This is a genomic window from Paenibacillus cremeus, assembly GCF_007786445.1.
In the GTDB taxonomy this organism is placed as follows: domain Bacteria; phylum Bacillota; class Bacilli; order Paenibacillales; family NBRC-103111; genus Paenibacillus_G; species Paenibacillus_G cremeus.
Genome location: NZ_VNJI01000015.1, coordinates 14692 through 31312 on the forward strand (window position 1 = coordinate 14692; position 16621 = coordinate 31312).

The following is a 16621-nucleotide window of genomic DNA, read 5'->3' on the forward strand; positions in this document are numbered from 1 at the left end:
ACTCTCTCAAAACGGACATACTGACAACTAGAGTTGAAAGAGTTCGAGAGGGGCTGCCTACAATGGTTAAACGATTCGCATGGAAACGATATGCTTATCTTCTGTTCGCTTTCATGGTGATGCTCGCTTGCTGGGAATCCAATCGTTCTGACGGCTTGCTGTATGCAGCCCCTTCTTTGGAAACGGACATGACCGGACCTGCGATTCCGCAGGATGCCATTCGTCTTCGGATTTTGGCGAACTCGGATGCGCCTTCAGATCAATGGGTGAAGCGGGAAGTACGTGATGCCATCAGCCAGGAAATGTCTAGCTGGGTTACGACTCCGAAAAGCATTGAAGAAGCGCGTGCGATCGTTCGCGAGCATTTGCCGGAAATGGAGCAAGTGGTAGGGGAAACGCTGCAGAAGAACGGTTTTGACTATAACTATAAAGTGGAGCTGGGCAATGTTCCGTTTCCGTCGAAAATGTACAGCAATCATCTGTATCCAGCTGGTGACTATGAAGCGCTCCGTGTCTCGATCGGTGCAGCGGAAGGGCAAAACTGGTGGTGCGTGTTGTTCCCGCCGCTCTGTTTTGTGGACTCGGAAATGATGATTAAGAACAATACGGCGCATGCGGAAGCGGCCTCTGCTGCCGATACTCATACAACAGGTAAGACGGTGAAAGAAACTGCGGTCAAGCAAGACAGTGCATCGAAAAAGGTTGCGGCTAAAGCGGAGGCTTCATCAGAACGGGCGCCACAGCCGGAAATCCATTTCTTCTTGTGGGATCTTTTGAAGAAGGTCGGTGCGATGTTTGCTTAAACGGCTCATGGATTAAGTTGATCAAGTACAAAGGATGGTAGGTTAAGGATGACGAAGTTATGGACGGTAAATGGAGAGCATCCGGCTGCAGAAGCGCTGCAAGAAGCGGCTGGATGTATTCGGGACGGGTTAACCGTTGCTTTTCCAACCGAAACGGTCTATGGACTGGGCGCGGATGCTCGGAGCTCGGAGGCGGTGGCCGCCATCTTTGAGGCGAAAGGGAGGCCGTCGGATAACCCATTGATCGTCCATATCGCGACCAGGTCTCAGCTGGAGGAGCTTACAGTGCCCCCGGATGAGGCCGTTTCGCGTTTGATGGACGCCTTTTGGCCAGGACCGCTCACGGTGGTGCTGCCGGTCCGCGCCGGCGTCCTTTCCCCGCTGGTGACCGCGGGGCTGTCTACGGTCGGGCTTCGCATGCCCGACCACCCCGTCGCCCTGCAGCTGATTGCCGCTGCAGGCTGCCCCATCGCGGCCCCGAGCGCGAATCGCTCGGGCCGCCCCAGCCCTACGCACGCTGCGCACGTGCTGGAGGATCTCGCCGGCCGCATCGCCGGCGTCGTGGACGGCGGGCCGACGGGCGTCGGGCTGGAATCGACCGTGGTCGAGTTCGATGCCGAAGGCGCCCTCCACATCCTGCGGCCCGGAGGCATCACGACAGCGCAGCTTCGCGCGGCGCTGCCGGGCGTGCAGGTGCTCGAGCCTGCGGCGTCCGAGCACGAACCCGAACCCGCGGCGCCGCGCGCGCCGGGGATGAAATACGCGCACTACGCTCCGCGTGGCGCGATGGTGCTCGTTCAGGGCGGCGCCCCTGAACAGGTTCGAGCTCGCATGCAGCGCGAGCTCGAAGACGCGCACGCGCGCGGCGAGCGCACCGGCGTCCTCACGTACCGTGAGCACGCCGATGCATTCCGCGCGGAGCGCGTGGTCGCCTGCGGCAGCCTCGGCGACCTGGAAACCGTGGCGCACGGGCTGTATGCCGCGCTGCGAGACTTCGATGAAGCCGGGATCAGCTTCATCGTGGCCGAGGCGTGCCCCGAAGAGGGCATCGGGGCCGCCATCATGAACCGGCTGCGCAAAGCTGCCGGGGGGCACATCATCCATGTATAACCGAAGCGCAGCGGGGGCGTAAAAAAGGTTGGATCATTTGCTTTTCTATGGGCATAAGGAAGGTGGATTCAGCTTTTCTTTGGCGTAGTGACTTTTCATCATTTATTGGGCTGCGCTCTTAGCGAAAGCTGAACATAAGCAAGCTTTTGATCATACAGTCGCTTATCTCCCGCCCCTCACCTCCCTAGCATCTTTTATTCCTTGTCCGCATATGTTGGTTAGGAACAGGACAGGGAGGTTGAGGTAGCATGGATTGGACATCGCCGCTAGTATGGGGGCAGATCATCACCATTTGGCTCATGGCTGCCGCCCTCGGTCTGGATGCGCTGTCACTAGGGCTTGGTATCGGAATGAAAGGAATCCGAAAGCTGGATATACTGAAGGTGAGCGCAGTCATCGCCCTCTTTCATATGCTCATGCCGCTGGGAGGCATGCTGATGGGCGGCTATATCAGCATTTTGCTCGGGCACGTCGCTACAATCTGCGGCGGGGCACTACTGATTCTGCTGGGCACGCATATGCTGTACAGCTCACTGCGGTCGGACGAGTCCCGGTCGGTGGACCATCGCAGCTTTTGGGGGCTGATGCTGTTTTCGCTCAGCGTAAGCATCGACTCGTTCTCCGTGGGCGTGTCGCTAGGCATGTTTGCGGGGGATCTCGTGCTAACCGTGTTAATGTTTGGAGTGATGGGCGGGTTGATGTCGGTAGCGGGGCTGATGCTCGGACGGCGGGTCGGACAGTGGATTGGAGAATACGGGGAGGCGCTGGGCGGCGTTATTTTGCTGGCGTTCGGGATTAAATTTTTAATCTGAGGCTGCGGTATCCATATTTAGCGCGATTTGAGGTACAATAAGACATAGGGCTGCTTTTCAATAGAAGCAGACAATGTCACCATCCGTAATCTTATATGCGGAGCCTAGTGCTTCGCTTTAGTCATGCATGAAGGCCAGTAGTGAAGCTAACCCAAGGGAAGGGCGGGAAGTAACCGATGCACCGAATCTTATTCGTATGTACAGGCAACACGTGCCGGAGCCCGATGGCGGAAGGGATGCTCCGCAAGCTGCTGGCAGAGGAAGGGTTAAACGGGATTGAGGTTCGTTCGGCCGGTGTGGCTGCCTATGACGGGACGCCGACCTCGGACCATGCGGTCACGGTTCTGAAGGAGCGGGGCTGTTCAGGCCCTAGCAGCTCGACCATGCTGTCGGAAACCTGGGTCAATTGGGCGGATCTGATCTTAACCATGACCTCGACCCATAAGCGTCATGCCATTCAGCTGTATCCAGGAGCCGTAGATAAGGTGTTTACCCTGAAGGAATATGTGATGGGGGATTCGGCCACAGCAGCCCAAATTGCTGAGCTGGAAAGCTTGATTTCTGATTTGCAGCTGAAGCGTGCGCTGTCCCAGCCGATCTCAGAAGAGGAAAAAGCCAGGGTGGCCGCGTTGGAACGCGATTTGCCGAATCCGGATATTGCCGATCCGTTCGGCGGTCCGCTGAAGGGCTACCAGAGCTGCGCAAACGAAATTGAGTCCAGCTTGACGAAGCTGGTGGCGAAGTTAAAAGATTCAGCCCAATAACTCAAGGCTTGAATCACATGTTTTTCCATCTCCGGTTCTTGCAAGATAGGCTTTACAGGCAACAGGGAATCGGCTATGATAGGGCTATACAATTTAAGTTCCGATGTAACTGGCGACGAGTGGACCTAACCACAGTGGAGCATCGGAAGATACGGCCGGTCGCCTGGGCAAAGAGCATCGCATAGCGGATAACCGCTTGCGTTATGCTCTTTTTTCGTTTTTGTCGAAATCTGGGCATTAGGGTATAATGAAATGGACAAAAGCGAGGAGGGCTAAGTGATGAAAATTGCAATGGGCGCGGATCACGCCGGATACCGGTTAAAGGACGAGTTGAAGCCGTTTATCGAGGCGCTGGGACATCAAGTGGAGGATTGCGGAGCCGGTGGCAGTGAATCGGTGGACTATCCGGACTTTGCATTGGCGGTTTGCGAGAAAGTCGTGGCAGGGGAAGCGGATAAAGGGATTCTGATCTGCGGAACAGGCATTGGCATGACGATCGCTGCCAATAAGGTACCGGGCATTCGCTGTGCGTTAGTGCACGATTTATTTTCAGCCAAAGCAACCCGCGAGCACAATGATTCCAACGTGCTTTCGATGGGCGAACGCGTCATTGGCCCTGGGGTAGCGCAAGAAATCGTGAAGATTTGGCTGGAAACCGAATTTTCTGGCGGCGAGCGTCATGTCAATCGGGTCTGCAAGGTAAAAGCGCTCGAGGACAAGTACGCATTGCATCCGTAACTTTCTCAGGCTGAGAGAGGATGAGGATAATGAAAGAGATTCGTTCACAAGTGGAGCAGATTCTTCGCGAGCTGGGGCAGGCCGGACATATGGAAGCGGGGCAGCTTCTGGTCATTGGGACGAGCACCAGTGAGGTGTTGGGTCAGCATATCGGGACCGCGGGCAGTCAGGACGTAGCGGAGCAAATTTTTGAAGCCGTTGAAGCGGTAAGAGCGGAGCTGGGCTACTACCCGGTGTATCAATGCTGCGAGCACTTGAACCGTGCGCTTGTCATGGAGCGGGAGGCTATGCGGCAGTATGGATTGGAGCAGGTCAGCGTCATTCCAGTGCCAAAAGCTGGGGGCTCGATGGCCGCCTATGCATTCAAGCATCTGAGTAATCCGGTGGTGGTCGAAACGGTGCAGGCGCATGCAGGCATGGATATCGGCGGAACACTGATTGGGATGCATTTGAAGCGGGTAGCGGTGCCGTTCCGTCCTTCGATACGGAGCATTGGCAGTGCGCCGGTGGCGGCAGCCTTTACCCGACCGAAGCTGATTGGCGGAGCGCGGGCGGTGTACGTTCAGGAGACCGTGGCATCCAGCGAGACTTGTGATTAAACCATAGATAAAATAAGATTTATATGACTTTGGGGAGGCAATCATCCATGGAACAATTACGTAACCAAGATCCAAAAATCGTTGAGGCTATGAACCTCGAGCTCGGCCGTCAACGTGACAAAATCGAACTGATCGCATCTGAGAACTTTGTCAGCGAAGCGGTTATGCAAGCTATGGGAACCGTATTGACCAACAAATATGCAGAAGGCTATCCGCATAAGCGCTATTATGGCGGCTGCGAGTACGTGGATATCGTTGAAGATATCGCTCGTGAGCGCGCGAAAGAATTGTTCGGCGCAGATCACGCGAACGTGCAGTCCCACTCCGGTGCGCAAGCGAACATGGCTGTTTATTTGGCTGCGCTTCAAGCTGGCGATACCGTTCTGGGTATGAACCTGGCACATGGCGGTCACTTAACGCACGGCAGCCCGGTCAACGCGTCCGGTATTTTGTATAACTTCGTAGCTTACGGCGTTAGCGAGAAAGATTCCCGTATCGACTATGACGATGTTCGTAAAGCGGCATTCAAGCATAAGCCTCGTTTGATCGTGGCCGGTGCAAGTGCATACCCACGTCATATCGATTTTGAAGCTTTGGGTCAAATCGCTAACGATGTAGGTGCCCTCTTCATGGTCGACATGGCGCATATTGCTGGTTTGGTAGCCGCAGGTCTGCACCAAAATCCAGTGCCTTACGCACACTTTGTAACGACAACAACACACAAGACGCTTCGCGGTCCACGCGGCGGGATGATTCTTTGCCGTAAGCCATGGGCTGCTGCGATCGACAAGGCCGTATTCCCTGGCTCCCAAGGTGGTCCTTTGATGCACATCATTGCGGCTAAAGCTGTTTCGTTCGGTGAAGCATTGCAACCGGAATTCAAAACCTATGCTCAAAATGTCGTCAACAATGCAAAAGCACTTGAAGAAGGCTTGAGAGCGGAAGGTATCAACATGGTATCCGACGGTACGGACAACCACCTGATCCTGATCGACCTTCGCAGCCTGAATATCACAGGTAAAGATGCCGAGCATCTGCTCGACGAAGTAGGCGTAACGGTGAATAAGAATGCGATTCCGTTCGATCCAACGAGCCCGTTTGTAACCAGCGGTATCCGTGTGGGTACACCAGCTGCAACGTCTCGCGGTATGAACGAAGAAGCGATGAAGACGATCGCCAAAATCATCGCCCTGACACTCAAAAACCCAAGCGATGCTGCAGTTCACGAGAAGGTTCGCGGCATGGTGAAGGATTTGACGGCGCAGTTCCCGCTGTACGCAGGGTTGACTTACTAATCATCACTAAATATAGCCGGTTCTCCATATTGCGGAGGCCGGCTTTTTGGTGCTATGATAGGTAAAATCAAATATGCACACGTTGAACGTTGAATGGGCTTCGGAGTGCCGATCCGAGCAAGCGGGGATAGCCCGCTAGGTAGGAAAGGCGGAGTGTCTCGCCGATACAAGAGACGGGGTATCGCATCCATACAGCTGCTGTTGGGATTGCCGTACCTGTAAAGTGAGTCTGCTGTTGCGTATGCAAATGGCGGCTAATGAAGGTGGTACCGCGAATCGAACTTCGTCCTTTAATAGAGGATGAAGTTTTTTTGTTTTATTAAAGGGGGTGATGGCCATGGAGGATGGCTGGTGGTGGCGAGCGTCAGGTATAGCTAAACAAATCATTTTCATATTTCGGAGGGATTTCTATGTCTATTCAAGAACGTGTACTCACTGGCGACCGGATTACGGGAAAGCTCCATCTGGGCCATTACGTCGGAAGTCTTCAGAATCGTCTGCGACTGCAAGAGCAGTATGAAACCTTCATTTTGCTGGCTGATGTGCAGGCGCTGACTACGCATTTTGATAAGCCGAAGGTCATAAGCGATAATTTACGAAACGTGGCGCTGGACTACTTGTCCGTTGAGCTTGATCCGAATAAATCCACCATATATATTCAATCCATGATTCCTGAAATTGCCGAATTAACGGTGTACTTCTCCATGTTTGTGACGGTGAACAGCCTGCGCCATAACCCGACGATTAAGACGGAGGCGATGGAGCGGGGATACACCGATATGTACTATGGATTTCTAGGTTATCCGGTCAGTCAGGCCGCTGATATGGCGATCTGCAAGGCAACGCTAATTCCGGTTGGCGAGGATCAAATCCCTCATATCGAGCATGCAAGAAAAATTGTGCGCCGATTTAATGACTTGTACGCACCTGTGCTAGTGGAGCCTAAGGCGCTGGTGGGACAACGGCTGGAAGGCTTGGATGGGAATAGCAAAATGAGCAAGAGCATGGGCAACGCGATCTTCCTCGACTCTAGCCCGGAGGAGGTACAGCAGCAAATGAAGCGGGCGAAGACGGATCCGGGCCGAGTCCACAAGCACGATCCAGGCAACCCAGATATCTGCACGATTTACGCTTACCATGAAGCCTTTCGTCCTGACGAATGCTCGGAAATACGGGAGGGCTGTAAGCGAGGAACCATCGGCTGTGCGGCCTGCAAACAACAGGTAACCGCAGCGATCCATGAGCTTTTGGAACCGATCCGGGAGAAGCGGTCTTATTATGAGCAGAGACCAGATGTCATCAATGAAATACTCGCGGAAGGGACAAAGCGAACACAGAAAATCGCTAAGAGCACGATGGATGAGGTACGTGAAGCGATGGGGATCAACTATCTTGGGTAAGCTGCTGGAGAGTCTGCAATCGCAGGCTCTTCTCTTATTTTGCAGCGTGTGGAACGTTTCTTAACCTGTAGAATGTTCCACGTGGCACATTCTTGTACATTTTTTGTCGGTATTGGGATAACTTTATGCACTTGTGGTATAATAGACAAGATTTGGGCGTTATAACGATTATAGGGCCAATTACAGGCTCTAAATGTCCGAAAAACGCTTGTTATAGGGGGAGCAAGGCATGGGAAAAGTGTTTGTTTGTGATCATCCGCTTATCCAGCATAAGCTGACTTACATCCGGGATGAAAATACGACCACCAAAGATTTTCGCGAGCTGGTGGACGAGGTGGCCACTTTGATGGCCTATGAAATTACAAGAGATATTCCGCTTCAAAAGGTGCAGGTTAAAACCCCTGTAACGACAGCGGAGTGCAGTGTGATCTCCGGTCGAATGCTCGGCCTGATTCCAATTCTGCGTGCAGGACTCGGGATGGTGGACGGCATTTTGAAGCTGGTACCTGCAGCCAAGGTCGGCCACATTGGCTTGTACCGCGATCCTCAGACGCTGGAACCGGTAGAGTATTATGCGAAGCTGCCGACCGATGTACAGGAGCGGGAGCTGATCGTCATTGACCCGATGCTTGCTACAGGCGGATCGGCCAATGCAGCGATTACCGCTTTGAAAAACCGGAGCTGCTCGCAGATTAAGCTCATGTGCCTGATTGCTGCGCCGGAAGGGGTACAATCGGTGCAAAAAGCGCATCCGGACGTCGATATTTACGTGGCGGCGATCGATGATTATTTGAATGATCATGGCTACATCGTTCCGGGTCTTGGCGATGCAGGAGACCGTCTGTTCGGGACGAAATAACGAAGAAGCTTCATAACGGAAAGGGGAACCCGTTGGTATGAATAAGAACAAAACGAAGGTAATCACGATTTTCGGTACCCGGCCGGAAGCGGTCAAGATGGCACCGCTAGTGAAAGAGCTCGAGAAGCATTCCGATCACATCGAATCCCTGGTGTGCGTAACAGCGCAGCATCGCCAAATGCTTGATCAGGTGCTTGAGATTTTCAAAATCAAGCCGAACTACGATCTGGACGTCATGAAGGAAGGTCAAACCTTGAATGAGGTTTCCATCCGCGTTCTCCAAGGACTTGAACCGGTGCTGAAAGAAGAGAAGCCGGACCTTATCTTGGTGCACGGCGACACGTCGACTACGTTTCTCGCAAGCTATGCGGCTTTGATGCAGCAAATCAAAGTGGGGCATGTGGAAGCGGGGCTGCGCACTTGGAACAAGCTGTCTCCTTTCCCGGAGGAGATGAACCGCCAATTGACGGGTGTGATCAGCGATATGCACTTTGCTCCGACGGACTTGTCCGCAGACAACCTGCGCAGGGAAAACAAGCCAGATTCGGCGATTTATGTAACCGGTAATACGGCTACTGACGTCTTGAAGTATACGGTTAGCAAGGAGTTCTCGCATCCGGTGCTCGAATGGGCGAAGGGCAAGCGACTGGTCCTGATGACGGCGCATCGCCGCGAAAATCAAGGAGAGCCGCACCGCCAAATTTTCCGCGCGGTTAAACGGCTGGTTGACGAGTTCGAAGACATCGCCGTGGTTTATCCGGTACACCCAAGCCCTGCAGTCAAGGGACCTGCCTACGAAATGCTGGGCGGTCACGATCGCATTAAGCTGATCGATCCGCTCGATGTGTTCGAGTTCCATAATTTTTACCCGCATACGCACCTGATCTTGACCGATTCGGGCGGCATCCAAGAAGAAGCTCCATCCTTCGGTGTACCGGTACTGGTGCTTCGCGATACAACGGAACGTCCGGAAGGCATTGGCGCTGGTACACTGGAATTGGTAGGAACGGATGAAGATATGCTGTTTGAGCGTGCTCGAGCGCTGCTCACCGATGAGTCGCTGTATGCCAAAATGAGCCAAGCGTCGAATCCTTACGGCGATGGCAAAGCGTCCGAACGGATCGTACAAGCCATCCTTTACCAGTTTGGACATGCTGCCGAGAGACCAGAGCCATTCCAACCGTGACAATCTGATGACAAACGTTACAGCATACAGTTGCACTGTTTGGTTTCGAACACAAGAAAAGGTTGATGTATCAACGTTTTTGCGAAATTTTACATGGTTTCCCAAGTGCGGTTCGTAATTGACAAAAATAAGTTTCCTCCGATAAAATAGACTAGGATTCTAATCCATAACAGATGTAACGTGGTTGACAACTGAATTTCCTGACTAATGCGGCTGCCCGTTGCAACGGATAAGGAAGTGCTTATGAAAAGTCCAAGTTCCAATGATAATCCGTGGCGCGCCGTAGCTTTGGTCAGCGCGATCGGAGCTGATCTTGTCGTGTGCATGCTGGCAGGTTTTTGGGTCGGCAGGCTTGTAAGCGATTGGCAGGGCGGACAGCCGATTTGGCTGGTCGTAGGAATCATGGTAGGCTTTATCGTAGGCGTACTCAGTGTCATCCTCATACTTCGCAAGTACACAGGGGGCTCCAATGGATGATTTTTCAGCCCATCTGAAAACGGTTCAGCGCATTACGATATTTTTTTTGTCCTTCTGCTTCATGGGGTGGGCGGTCATGCCGTCTTACCGCGGACTGTTTGCAGGACTTATCCTTGGTACCGTCGTCAGTTGGCTGAATGCACGGTACTTAGCGTGGAAAATCGAGCAGCTTGCACAAGCCGTTCTTGAAAAGTCGAACCGCAAAATTAATCTCGGCTTTATTACAAGAGCGTCTATTGCGCTGCTTGCTGTGGTAATTGCGTACCGCTTTCAAGATCAAATTGCATTATCCACTACGCTGGCAGGATTATTTTTCTCACAGTTGGCAACACTCCTATTGGGTATAATTTCTAGGTGGAAGGCCGGCAAGTAACGACACAATGCAACTCATATTTCGCGGAAAGGGGTGAAATGAACTGCATGCATGAATCTCCGATAGTAACCATAGGTGGAATTCAGTTCGATTTGGCTGCCATCATCATGCTTCTCGTGACTTGCATTATCGTATTTGTCCTCGCGCGCGTCGGCACTAGCCGGTTGTCCGTGAACAATCCGAGCAAAATGCAAAACTTTTTGGAATGGGTGGTTGACTTCGTCGCTGGCCTGATCTCCAGCACGATGGACATGAAGAAGGGCAAATCGTTCTTGATGTTAGGTATTACCTTGATCATGTTTATCTTTGTAGGAAATATGCTGGGTCTGCCATTCGGTATCGTAACGGAAGTGAATACTCCGCAGCCGATGTTCGGCATTACGGAGCAAGAACTTCATCACGCGCACGAGGCTGGCAAGCATATCGCGTTGGCTTGGTGGAAATCGCCTACAGCGGATGTCGCTGTAACGATGGCTCTAGCCCTCATGGTTATCTTTATGGTGCATTTCCTCGGGTTGACCCGAAATACGCATCATTACCTTAAGCACTATGTAGAGCCGCACTGGGCTATGTTCCCACTGAACGTCATTAAGGAAGTTTCCAAGCTTCTGACGCTCGGCTTGCGTCTATTCGGTAACATTTATGCCGGCGAGGTCCTGATCGGTGTTATCTTGATGGCTGGTCCTTTGGGTGCTATCCCGCTGGTTGTATGGCAAGGCTTCTCAGTATTCGTAGGCGCCATTCAGGCTTTCGTATTTACGATCCTGACCATGGTGTACCTGTCTCAAGCGATTGATCATGGCGATCACGAAGAAGCGCATTAATCGTTTTCGAACTCGTCCCACGTCGGATGATAAGAACTATACACTTTAAAAAAAACTAATTTAACCATTTTGAGGAGGATTTTTTCCATGGAATTTCTTGCAGCTGCAATTGCAATCGGTTTGGGCGCACTTGGCGCAGGTATTGGTAACGGTTTGATCGTAGGTCGTGCAATCGAAGGTATTTCCCGTCAACCAGAACTCCGCGGTACTTTGCAAACTACAATGTTTATCGGGGTAGGTCTTGTAGAGGCATTGCCAGTTATCTCCCTCGTATTCGCATTGCTGTTCACTTTCGTATTGAAATAGGCCCGATGGCGGGGAGAGACTCCGCCTTCGTTTTTTCCACTCTAAGCAGAGCACAATATACGAAAGGAGTGACCGTTAGATGAGTTTTGTCCCATCGACGTTTATTATTTCGCTCATCGCCTTCGGGATTTTGTACTTCCTGCTGCAAAAGTATGCTTTCGGACCTTTGTTCGGCATCATGGAGCAGCGCAGATCCCATATCACGAGCGAGATTCAAACTGCCGAGCAGAACCGGAAACAATCCGAGCAACTGCTTAACGAGCAAAAAGAAGCCATTCAAGCAGCCCGTAAGGATGCTTATGATATGATCGAGCAAGCGAAGCTGACGAGCGGCAAGCAAGCGGATGAAATCATCCAGCTGGCCAAAGCGGAAGCGGCACGCTTGAAAGAAGAAGCGATTCGCGACATCGAGAACGAGAAGAACAAAGCTGTGGCTTCGCTGAAGAGCCAAGTCAGCGCGATGTCCGTTCTCATTGCTTCCAAAATTATTGAGAAGCAAATCGATGAGAAGTCCCAAGAGCAATTGGTTGAGCACTACCTGAAAGAAGTGGGAGGCAACCAATGAGTCAGGACACGATCGTAGCGAAAAGATATGCGAAAGCATTGTTCGAGATCGCAAAGGAACAAAACAAAGTAGCGGCAGTTGGAGAAGAACTCTCCAAAGTGGGTGCAACACTAAAGCAGAACGCAGAAATTAAAGCGCTGCTCTCGAATCCGGGCCTTAGCGCGGACTCGAAAGCAGGGTTGATTCGGACGGTATTCGATCGTCAAGTATCGGAAACCGTTTTGAACACGCTGCTTCTCCTGGTGGATAAAGGGAGAATCGACTTGCTGCAAGCGATGATTGGTTACTTTGAGACCATCTCGAGCGAGGCGCTGGGCCAGGCGAGTGCTACGGTCTATACGCCGGTTGCGCTGAGTGAAGCGGAACTGAGCAAGATCGCTGCAACGTTCAGCCAATTGACAGGCAAACAAATCCGTGTGGAATCGGTTCTCGATAAAAGCTTGCTAGGCGGCATTCAAGTCCGCATCGGCGACCGTCTATATGACGGAAGCTTGTCCGGCAAGCTCCAACGTCTGCAAAAATCTTTGAATACATCTCAAGCACTGTAGATAGGGGTGAGGAAAGTTGAGTATCAAACCGGAAGAAATCAGCACGCTGATTAAACAACAGATTGAACAATATCAATCCGAAATTCAAGTCGTTGACGTAGGTACGGTTATTCAGGTCGGCGACGGTATTGCTCGTGCGCATGGCCTGGAGAATGTTATGGCAGGCGAGCTGCTTGAGTTTCCTAACGGGGTTCTGGGCTATGCCTTTAACCTTGAGGAAAGCAACGTAGGTATCGTTATCTTGGGTCCTTTCAAAGACATCCGCGAAGGCGACCAAGTAAAGCGTACCGGCCGCATCATGGAAGTTCCAGTAGGCGAAGAAATGATCGGGCGCGTCGTGAACGCACTCGGCGAACCGGTTGACGGCAAAGGCCCAATCAACACGACCCATTTCCGCCCAATCGAATCCCCGGCACCTGGCGTTATGGCGCGTAAATCCGTTCATGAGCCAATGCAAACGGGTATCAAAGCGATTGACGCGATGATTCCAGTCGGTCGTGGTCAACGGGAGCTGATCATCGGTGACCGTCAAACAGGTAAAACTGCCATTGCGATCGATACGATCATCAACCAAAAAGGCAACGGCGTAAAATGTATTTACGTCGCGATCGGCCAAAAGCAATCCACAGTTGTTAACGTGGTTGAAACCCTGCGCCGTGCTGGTGCAATGGATTACACCATCGTTGTAACTGCAAGTGCTTCCGAGCCAGCTCCAATGCTGTGGCTTGCTCCATACGCAGGCTGCGCAATGGGTGAGTACTTCATGTACAAAGGCGAGCACGTGCTCATCATCTATGATGACCTTTCCAAGCAAGCTGCTGCATACCGTGAGTTGTCCCTGTTGCTCCGCCGTCCTCCGGGTCGGGAAGCTTATCCGGGTGACGTTTTCTACCTGCACTCCCGTTTGCTGGAGCGTGCAGCGAAACTCAGCGACGAACTCGGCGCAGGATCGCTCACAGCGCTTCCGTTCATCGAGACGCAAGCTGGTGACGTATCCGCTTATATCCCAACGAACGTAATCTCGATTACGGACGGTCAGATCTTCCTTGAGTCCGACCTGTTCTACTCCGGTCAACGTCCGGCGGTTAACGTCGGTATCTCCGTATCCCGGGTAGGTAGCTCCGCTCAAATCAAAGCGATGAAGAAGGTTGCCGGTACACTCAAGACTGACCTTGCTCAATACCGCGAGCTTGCTGCGTTTGCCGCTTTCGGCTCCGACTTGGACCGTGCGACACAAGCACGTTTGAACCGTGGTGTTCGTACGCTTGAGCTGCTGAAGCAAGGCGTTAACCAGCCGATGGCTGTTGAGCGACAGGTTGCTGCAATCTACGTGGTGGTTAGAGGACACATCGACGAGCTTCCAGTTCAGGATGTTCGCCGTTTCGAAGCTGAATTCTTGGCTTACCTCGATTCCAACCGTCCGGAAATCCTTGCGAGCATTCGCGATACGAAGGATTTGACTTCGGACAACGAAAACGCACTGAAAGAAGCGATTCAGCAATTCAAAAAGGGTTTCGCTCCTTCCGCATAAATTGAACGTGGACTAACGAGCTTCTCGCGCGTCGAGAAGCTCAAGTAGTTCCATTGTAAGCTTATTAACAGGCTTTCGAAGTATGGCTTTCCACGGTGGAAAGCTTCGAGAGAGAGGTGAGCAGTCATGGCAAAAGGTATGCGCGAGATTAAACGTCAAATTAAATCTACGCAAAATACGAAGCAGATCACAAGAGCGATGGAGATGGTCTCTGCAGCTAAGCTCCGCAGAGCACAGCTGGCAGCGGAAGCCGCCCGTCCTTATGCAGATAAGCTGAAAGAAGTAGTAGGAAGTATCGCAGCAGGTACGAAGGGTGTTAAGCATCCGATGCTGCAGAGCCGGGAGATCAAGAAGACGGGATATTTGGTTATCACGTCCGATCGCGGTTTGGCCGGTGGATACAATGCCAACGTTCTTCGTAAAGTAATGGCGGAAATTCGCGAAAAGCACAACTCGCCGAACGAGTATGCGGTTTTCGTGGTTGGCCGTAAAGGAAGAGACTTCTTCCGCAAACGTAACATCGAAATCATCGAAGAGGTAACCGGTCTTTCCGATTCCCCAACCTTTGGTGATATCAAGAGTGTTGCAGCTGCTGCGGTGAAAAACTTTGAGAACGGATCGTATGACGAATTGTACCTGGTGTACAACCAGTTTAAAAATGCGATCTCTCAAATTCCGACCGTGAAACGCTTACTGCCATTGGAAGATATGAGCGGTTCGAGCGTTTCGAATTATGAGTATGAGCCATCTCCGGAGGGCGTACTCGAAGTACTGCTGCCTAAATATGCAGAGACGTTGATATACAGTGGAGTATTGGAAGGCAAAGCGAGCGAGTTCGGGGCGAGAATGACCGCCATGAACAGCGCAACGAAGAACGCTACGAAGATGATCAGCTCTTATACGCTGGCTTACAACCGTGCGCGTCAGGCTTCCATCACGCAAGAAATCTCCGAAATCGTTGCAGGTGCGAACGCAGCGCAATGATCTTCGTAACAAGTTTTAGGAGGGAAAACAGTGAGCAAAGGGCGCGTTGTTAATATAACGGGGCCGGTCGTCGACATTGAGTTCGAGCGTGGACACCTCCCTGAGATTTTGAATGCCATCAAGATTGAGAAAAAAGCGACAAAAGAAGGCGAGCCGAACATCAACCTGACGGTTGAGACTGCGGTTCACCTGGGCGACAACATGGTTCGTTGTATCGCGATGTCCACCACGGACGGTCTGGTTCGCGGTTTGGAAGCAGTAGATACAGGAGCTCCGATCTCCGTACCTGTTGGTGCAGCCACACTGGGTCGCGTATTTAACGTATTGGGTGAGCCCATCGACGGTAACACTACGGTTGACCGTACGTTGACCAGCCCAATCCATAAAGCGGCTCCAACATTCGAAAACCTGTCTACCCAAGCTGAAATCCTGGAAACAGGGATTAAAGTTATCGACCTGATGGCTCCTTATGCCAAGGGCGGTAAGATCGGTCTCTTCGGCGGCGCGGGCGTAGGTAAAACTGTTACCATGCAAGAGCTCATCCACAACATCGCGCAAGAGCACGGCGGTATCTCCGTATTTGCGGGTGTAGGCGAGCGTACACGTGAAGGTAACGACTTGTACCATGAAATGAGCGATTCCGGCGTTATCGCTAAGACGGCGATGGTATTCGGACAAATGAACGAACCGCCGGGTGCGCGTCTTCGCGTAGCTCTGTCGGGTCTGACCATGGCGGAATATTTCCGTGATGAAGAAGGCCGTGACGTTCTTCTGTTTATCGATAACATCTTCCGTTTTACTCAAGCAGGTTCGGAGGTTTCCGCGTTGCTCGGCCGTATGCCTTCCGCGGTAGGTTACCAGCCAACCCTGGCTACCGAGATGGGCCAGCTGCAAGAGCGTATCACCTCTACGAAAAAAGGCTCCGTTACGTCGATCCAAGCGATCTACGTTCCTGCGGATGACTATACTGACCCGGCTCCAGCTACGGCGTTTGCTCACTTGGATGCAACGACGAACTTGGAGCGTAACATCGCTGCAATGGGTATCTTCCCAGCGGTAGATCCGCTCGCGTCCTCTTCCCGGATTTTGACTCCGGAAGTGCTTGGCGAAGAGCACTACAATGTAGCACAAGGCGTTAAGAAGCTTCTTCAACGCTACAAAGAGCTTCTCGATATCATCGCGATCTTGGGTATGGACGAGTTGTCTGATGAAGACAAATTGGTCGTACTCCGTGCAAGACGCGTTCAGATGTTCTTTGCTCAACCGCTGCACGTTGCTGAGGCGTTCAACGGGATCCCGGGCGTATACGTACCGGTTAAAGAAACCATCCGCAGCTTCAAAGAAATTTTGGATGGCAAGCATGACAACCTTCCTGAGCCAGCGTTCCACAACGTGGGCACCATTGAGGATGCCATCGAGAAAGCGAAGACGCTGTAATCTAAGCCCA

Annotated in this window: 19 protein-coding genes and 1 riboswitch; all 19 genes read left to right on the top strand. The window is 52.2% G+C overall.

Annotated features, from left to right (window positions below; translation table 11 throughout):
- Positions 1-62: 62 nt before the first annotated feature.
- Complete coding sequence (gene spoIIR, locus FPZ49_RS13830; RefSeq protein WP_144847606.1) at positions 63-803, top strand: stage II sporulation protein R; 741 nt, start codon at positions 63-65, stop codon at positions 801-803.
- Positions 804-851: 48 nt separating this feature from the next.
- Positions 852-1913, top strand: coding sequence for an L-threonylcarbamoyladenylate synthase (locus FPZ49_RS13835; RefSeq protein ID WP_144847608.1), 1062 nt, complete (start codon positions 852-854; stop codon positions 1911-1913).
- Between the two features lie 248 nt (positions 1914-2161).
- Positions 2162-2725 (top strand): manganese efflux pump MntP, encoded by a 564-nt coding sequence (locus FPZ49_RS13840; RefSeq protein WP_144847610.1) that lies wholly within the window; start codon positions 2162-2164, stop codon positions 2723-2725.
- A 176-nt stretch (positions 2726-2901) separates the two neighbouring features.
- A complete protein-coding gene (locus FPZ49_RS13845; protein ID WP_144847612.1) occupies positions 2902-3489 on the top strand; it encodes a low molecular weight protein arginine phosphatase in 588 nt (195 codons plus the stop codon).
- 95 nt (positions 3490-3584) lie between these two features.
- Positions 3585-3665, top strand: a riboswitch (ZMP/ZTP riboswitch).
- A gap of 103 nt (positions 3666-3768) precedes the next feature.
- The gene (gene rpiB, locus FPZ49_RS13850) at positions 3769-4227 is read left to right on the top strand and encodes a ribose 5-phosphate isomerase B (RefSeq protein WP_144847614.1); all 459 of its coding nucleotides are present in this window, start codon (positions 3769-3771) and stop codon (positions 4225-4227) included.
- Between the two features lie 29 nt (positions 4228-4256).
- Positions 4257-4826: a TIGR01440 family protein gene (locus tag FPZ49_RS13855; protein WP_391563822.1), complete on the top strand. Its 570-nt coding sequence runs from the start codon at positions 4257-4259 to the stop codon at positions 4824-4826.
- Between the two features lie 47 nt (positions 4827-4873).
- Complete coding sequence (locus tag FPZ49_RS13860) at positions 4874-6121, top strand: serine hydroxymethyltransferase (RefSeq protein WP_144847619.1); 1248 nt, start codon at positions 4874-4876, stop codon at positions 6119-6121.
- Positions 6122-6531: 410 nt separating this feature from the next.
- On the top strand, positions 6532-7521 hold the full coding sequence (gene trpS / locus FPZ49_RS13865) for a tryptophan--tRNA ligase (protein WP_144847620.1): 990 nt from the start codon (positions 6532-6534) through the stop codon (positions 7519-7521).
- Positions 7522-7750: 229 nt separating this feature from the next.
- On the top strand, positions 7751-8380 hold the full coding sequence (gene upp / locus FPZ49_RS13870) for a uracil phosphoribosyltransferase (RefSeq protein ID WP_144847622.1): 630 nt from the start codon (positions 7751-7753) through the stop codon (positions 8378-8380).
- 37 nt (positions 8381-8417) lie between these two features.
- Positions 8418-9566: a non-hydrolyzing UDP-N-acetylglucosamine 2-epimerase gene (gene wecB, locus FPZ49_RS13875; protein WP_144847624.1), complete on the top strand. Its 1149-nt coding sequence runs from the start codon at positions 8418-8420 to the stop codon at positions 9564-9566.
- Positions 9567-9809: 243 nt separating this feature from the next.
- Entirely contained in the window at positions 9810-10043 is a 234-nt protein-coding gene (locus tag FPZ49_RS13880; RefSeq protein WP_144847626.1) for an AtpZ/AtpI family protein, read from the top strand.
- Positions 10036-10416: an ATP synthase subunit I gene (locus tag FPZ49_RS13885; RefSeq protein WP_144847628.1), complete on the top strand. Its 381-nt coding sequence runs from the start codon at positions 10036-10038 to the stop codon at positions 10414-10416. Before FPZ49_RS13880 ends, FPZ49_RS13885 begins: the two co-directional genes overlap by 8 nt.
- Positions 10417-10463: 47 nt before the next feature.
- The gene (atpB, locus tag FPZ49_RS13890; RefSeq protein WP_144847630.1) at positions 10464-11240 is read left to right on the top strand and encodes a F0F1 ATP synthase subunit A; all 777 of its coding nucleotides are present in this window, start codon (positions 10464-10466) and stop codon (positions 11238-11240) included.
- Between the two features lie 87 nt (positions 11241-11327).
- On the top strand, positions 11328-11546 hold the full coding sequence (gene atpE / locus FPZ49_RS13895) for a F0F1 ATP synthase subunit C (protein WP_144847632.1): 219 nt from the start codon (positions 11328-11330) through the stop codon (positions 11544-11546).
- Positions 11547-11625: 79 nt separating this feature from the next.
- Positions 11626-12111: a F0F1 ATP synthase subunit B gene (gene atpF / locus FPZ49_RS13900; RefSeq protein ID WP_144847634.1), complete on the top strand. Its 486-nt coding sequence runs from the start codon at positions 11626-11628 to the stop codon at positions 12109-12111.
- A complete protein-coding gene (locus tag FPZ49_RS13905) occupies positions 12108-12659 on the top strand; it encodes a F0F1 ATP synthase subunit delta (protein WP_144847636.1) in 552 nt (183 codons plus the stop codon). The genes atpF and FPZ49_RS13905 overlap by 4 nt, the downstream gene beginning before the upstream one ends.
- A 16-nt stretch (positions 12660-12675) precedes the next feature.
- Positions 12676-14190 (top strand): F0F1 ATP synthase subunit alpha, encoded by a 1515-nt coding sequence (gene atpA, locus FPZ49_RS13910; RefSeq protein ID WP_144847638.1) that lies wholly within the window; start codon positions 12676-12678, stop codon positions 14188-14190.
- 126 nt (positions 14191-14316) lie between these two features.
- Positions 14317-15174, top strand: a complete 858-nt coding sequence (gene atpG / locus FPZ49_RS13915) for an ATP synthase F1 subunit gamma (protein WP_144847640.1) — start codon at positions 14317-14319, stop codon at positions 15172-15174.
- A gap of 30 nt (positions 15175-15204) precedes the next feature.
- Complete coding sequence (gene atpD / locus FPZ49_RS13920) at positions 15205-16611, top strand: F0F1 ATP synthase subunit beta (protein ID WP_144847642.1); 1407 nt, start codon at positions 15205-15207, stop codon at positions 16609-16611.
- Positions 16612-16621 lie beyond the last annotated feature (10 nt).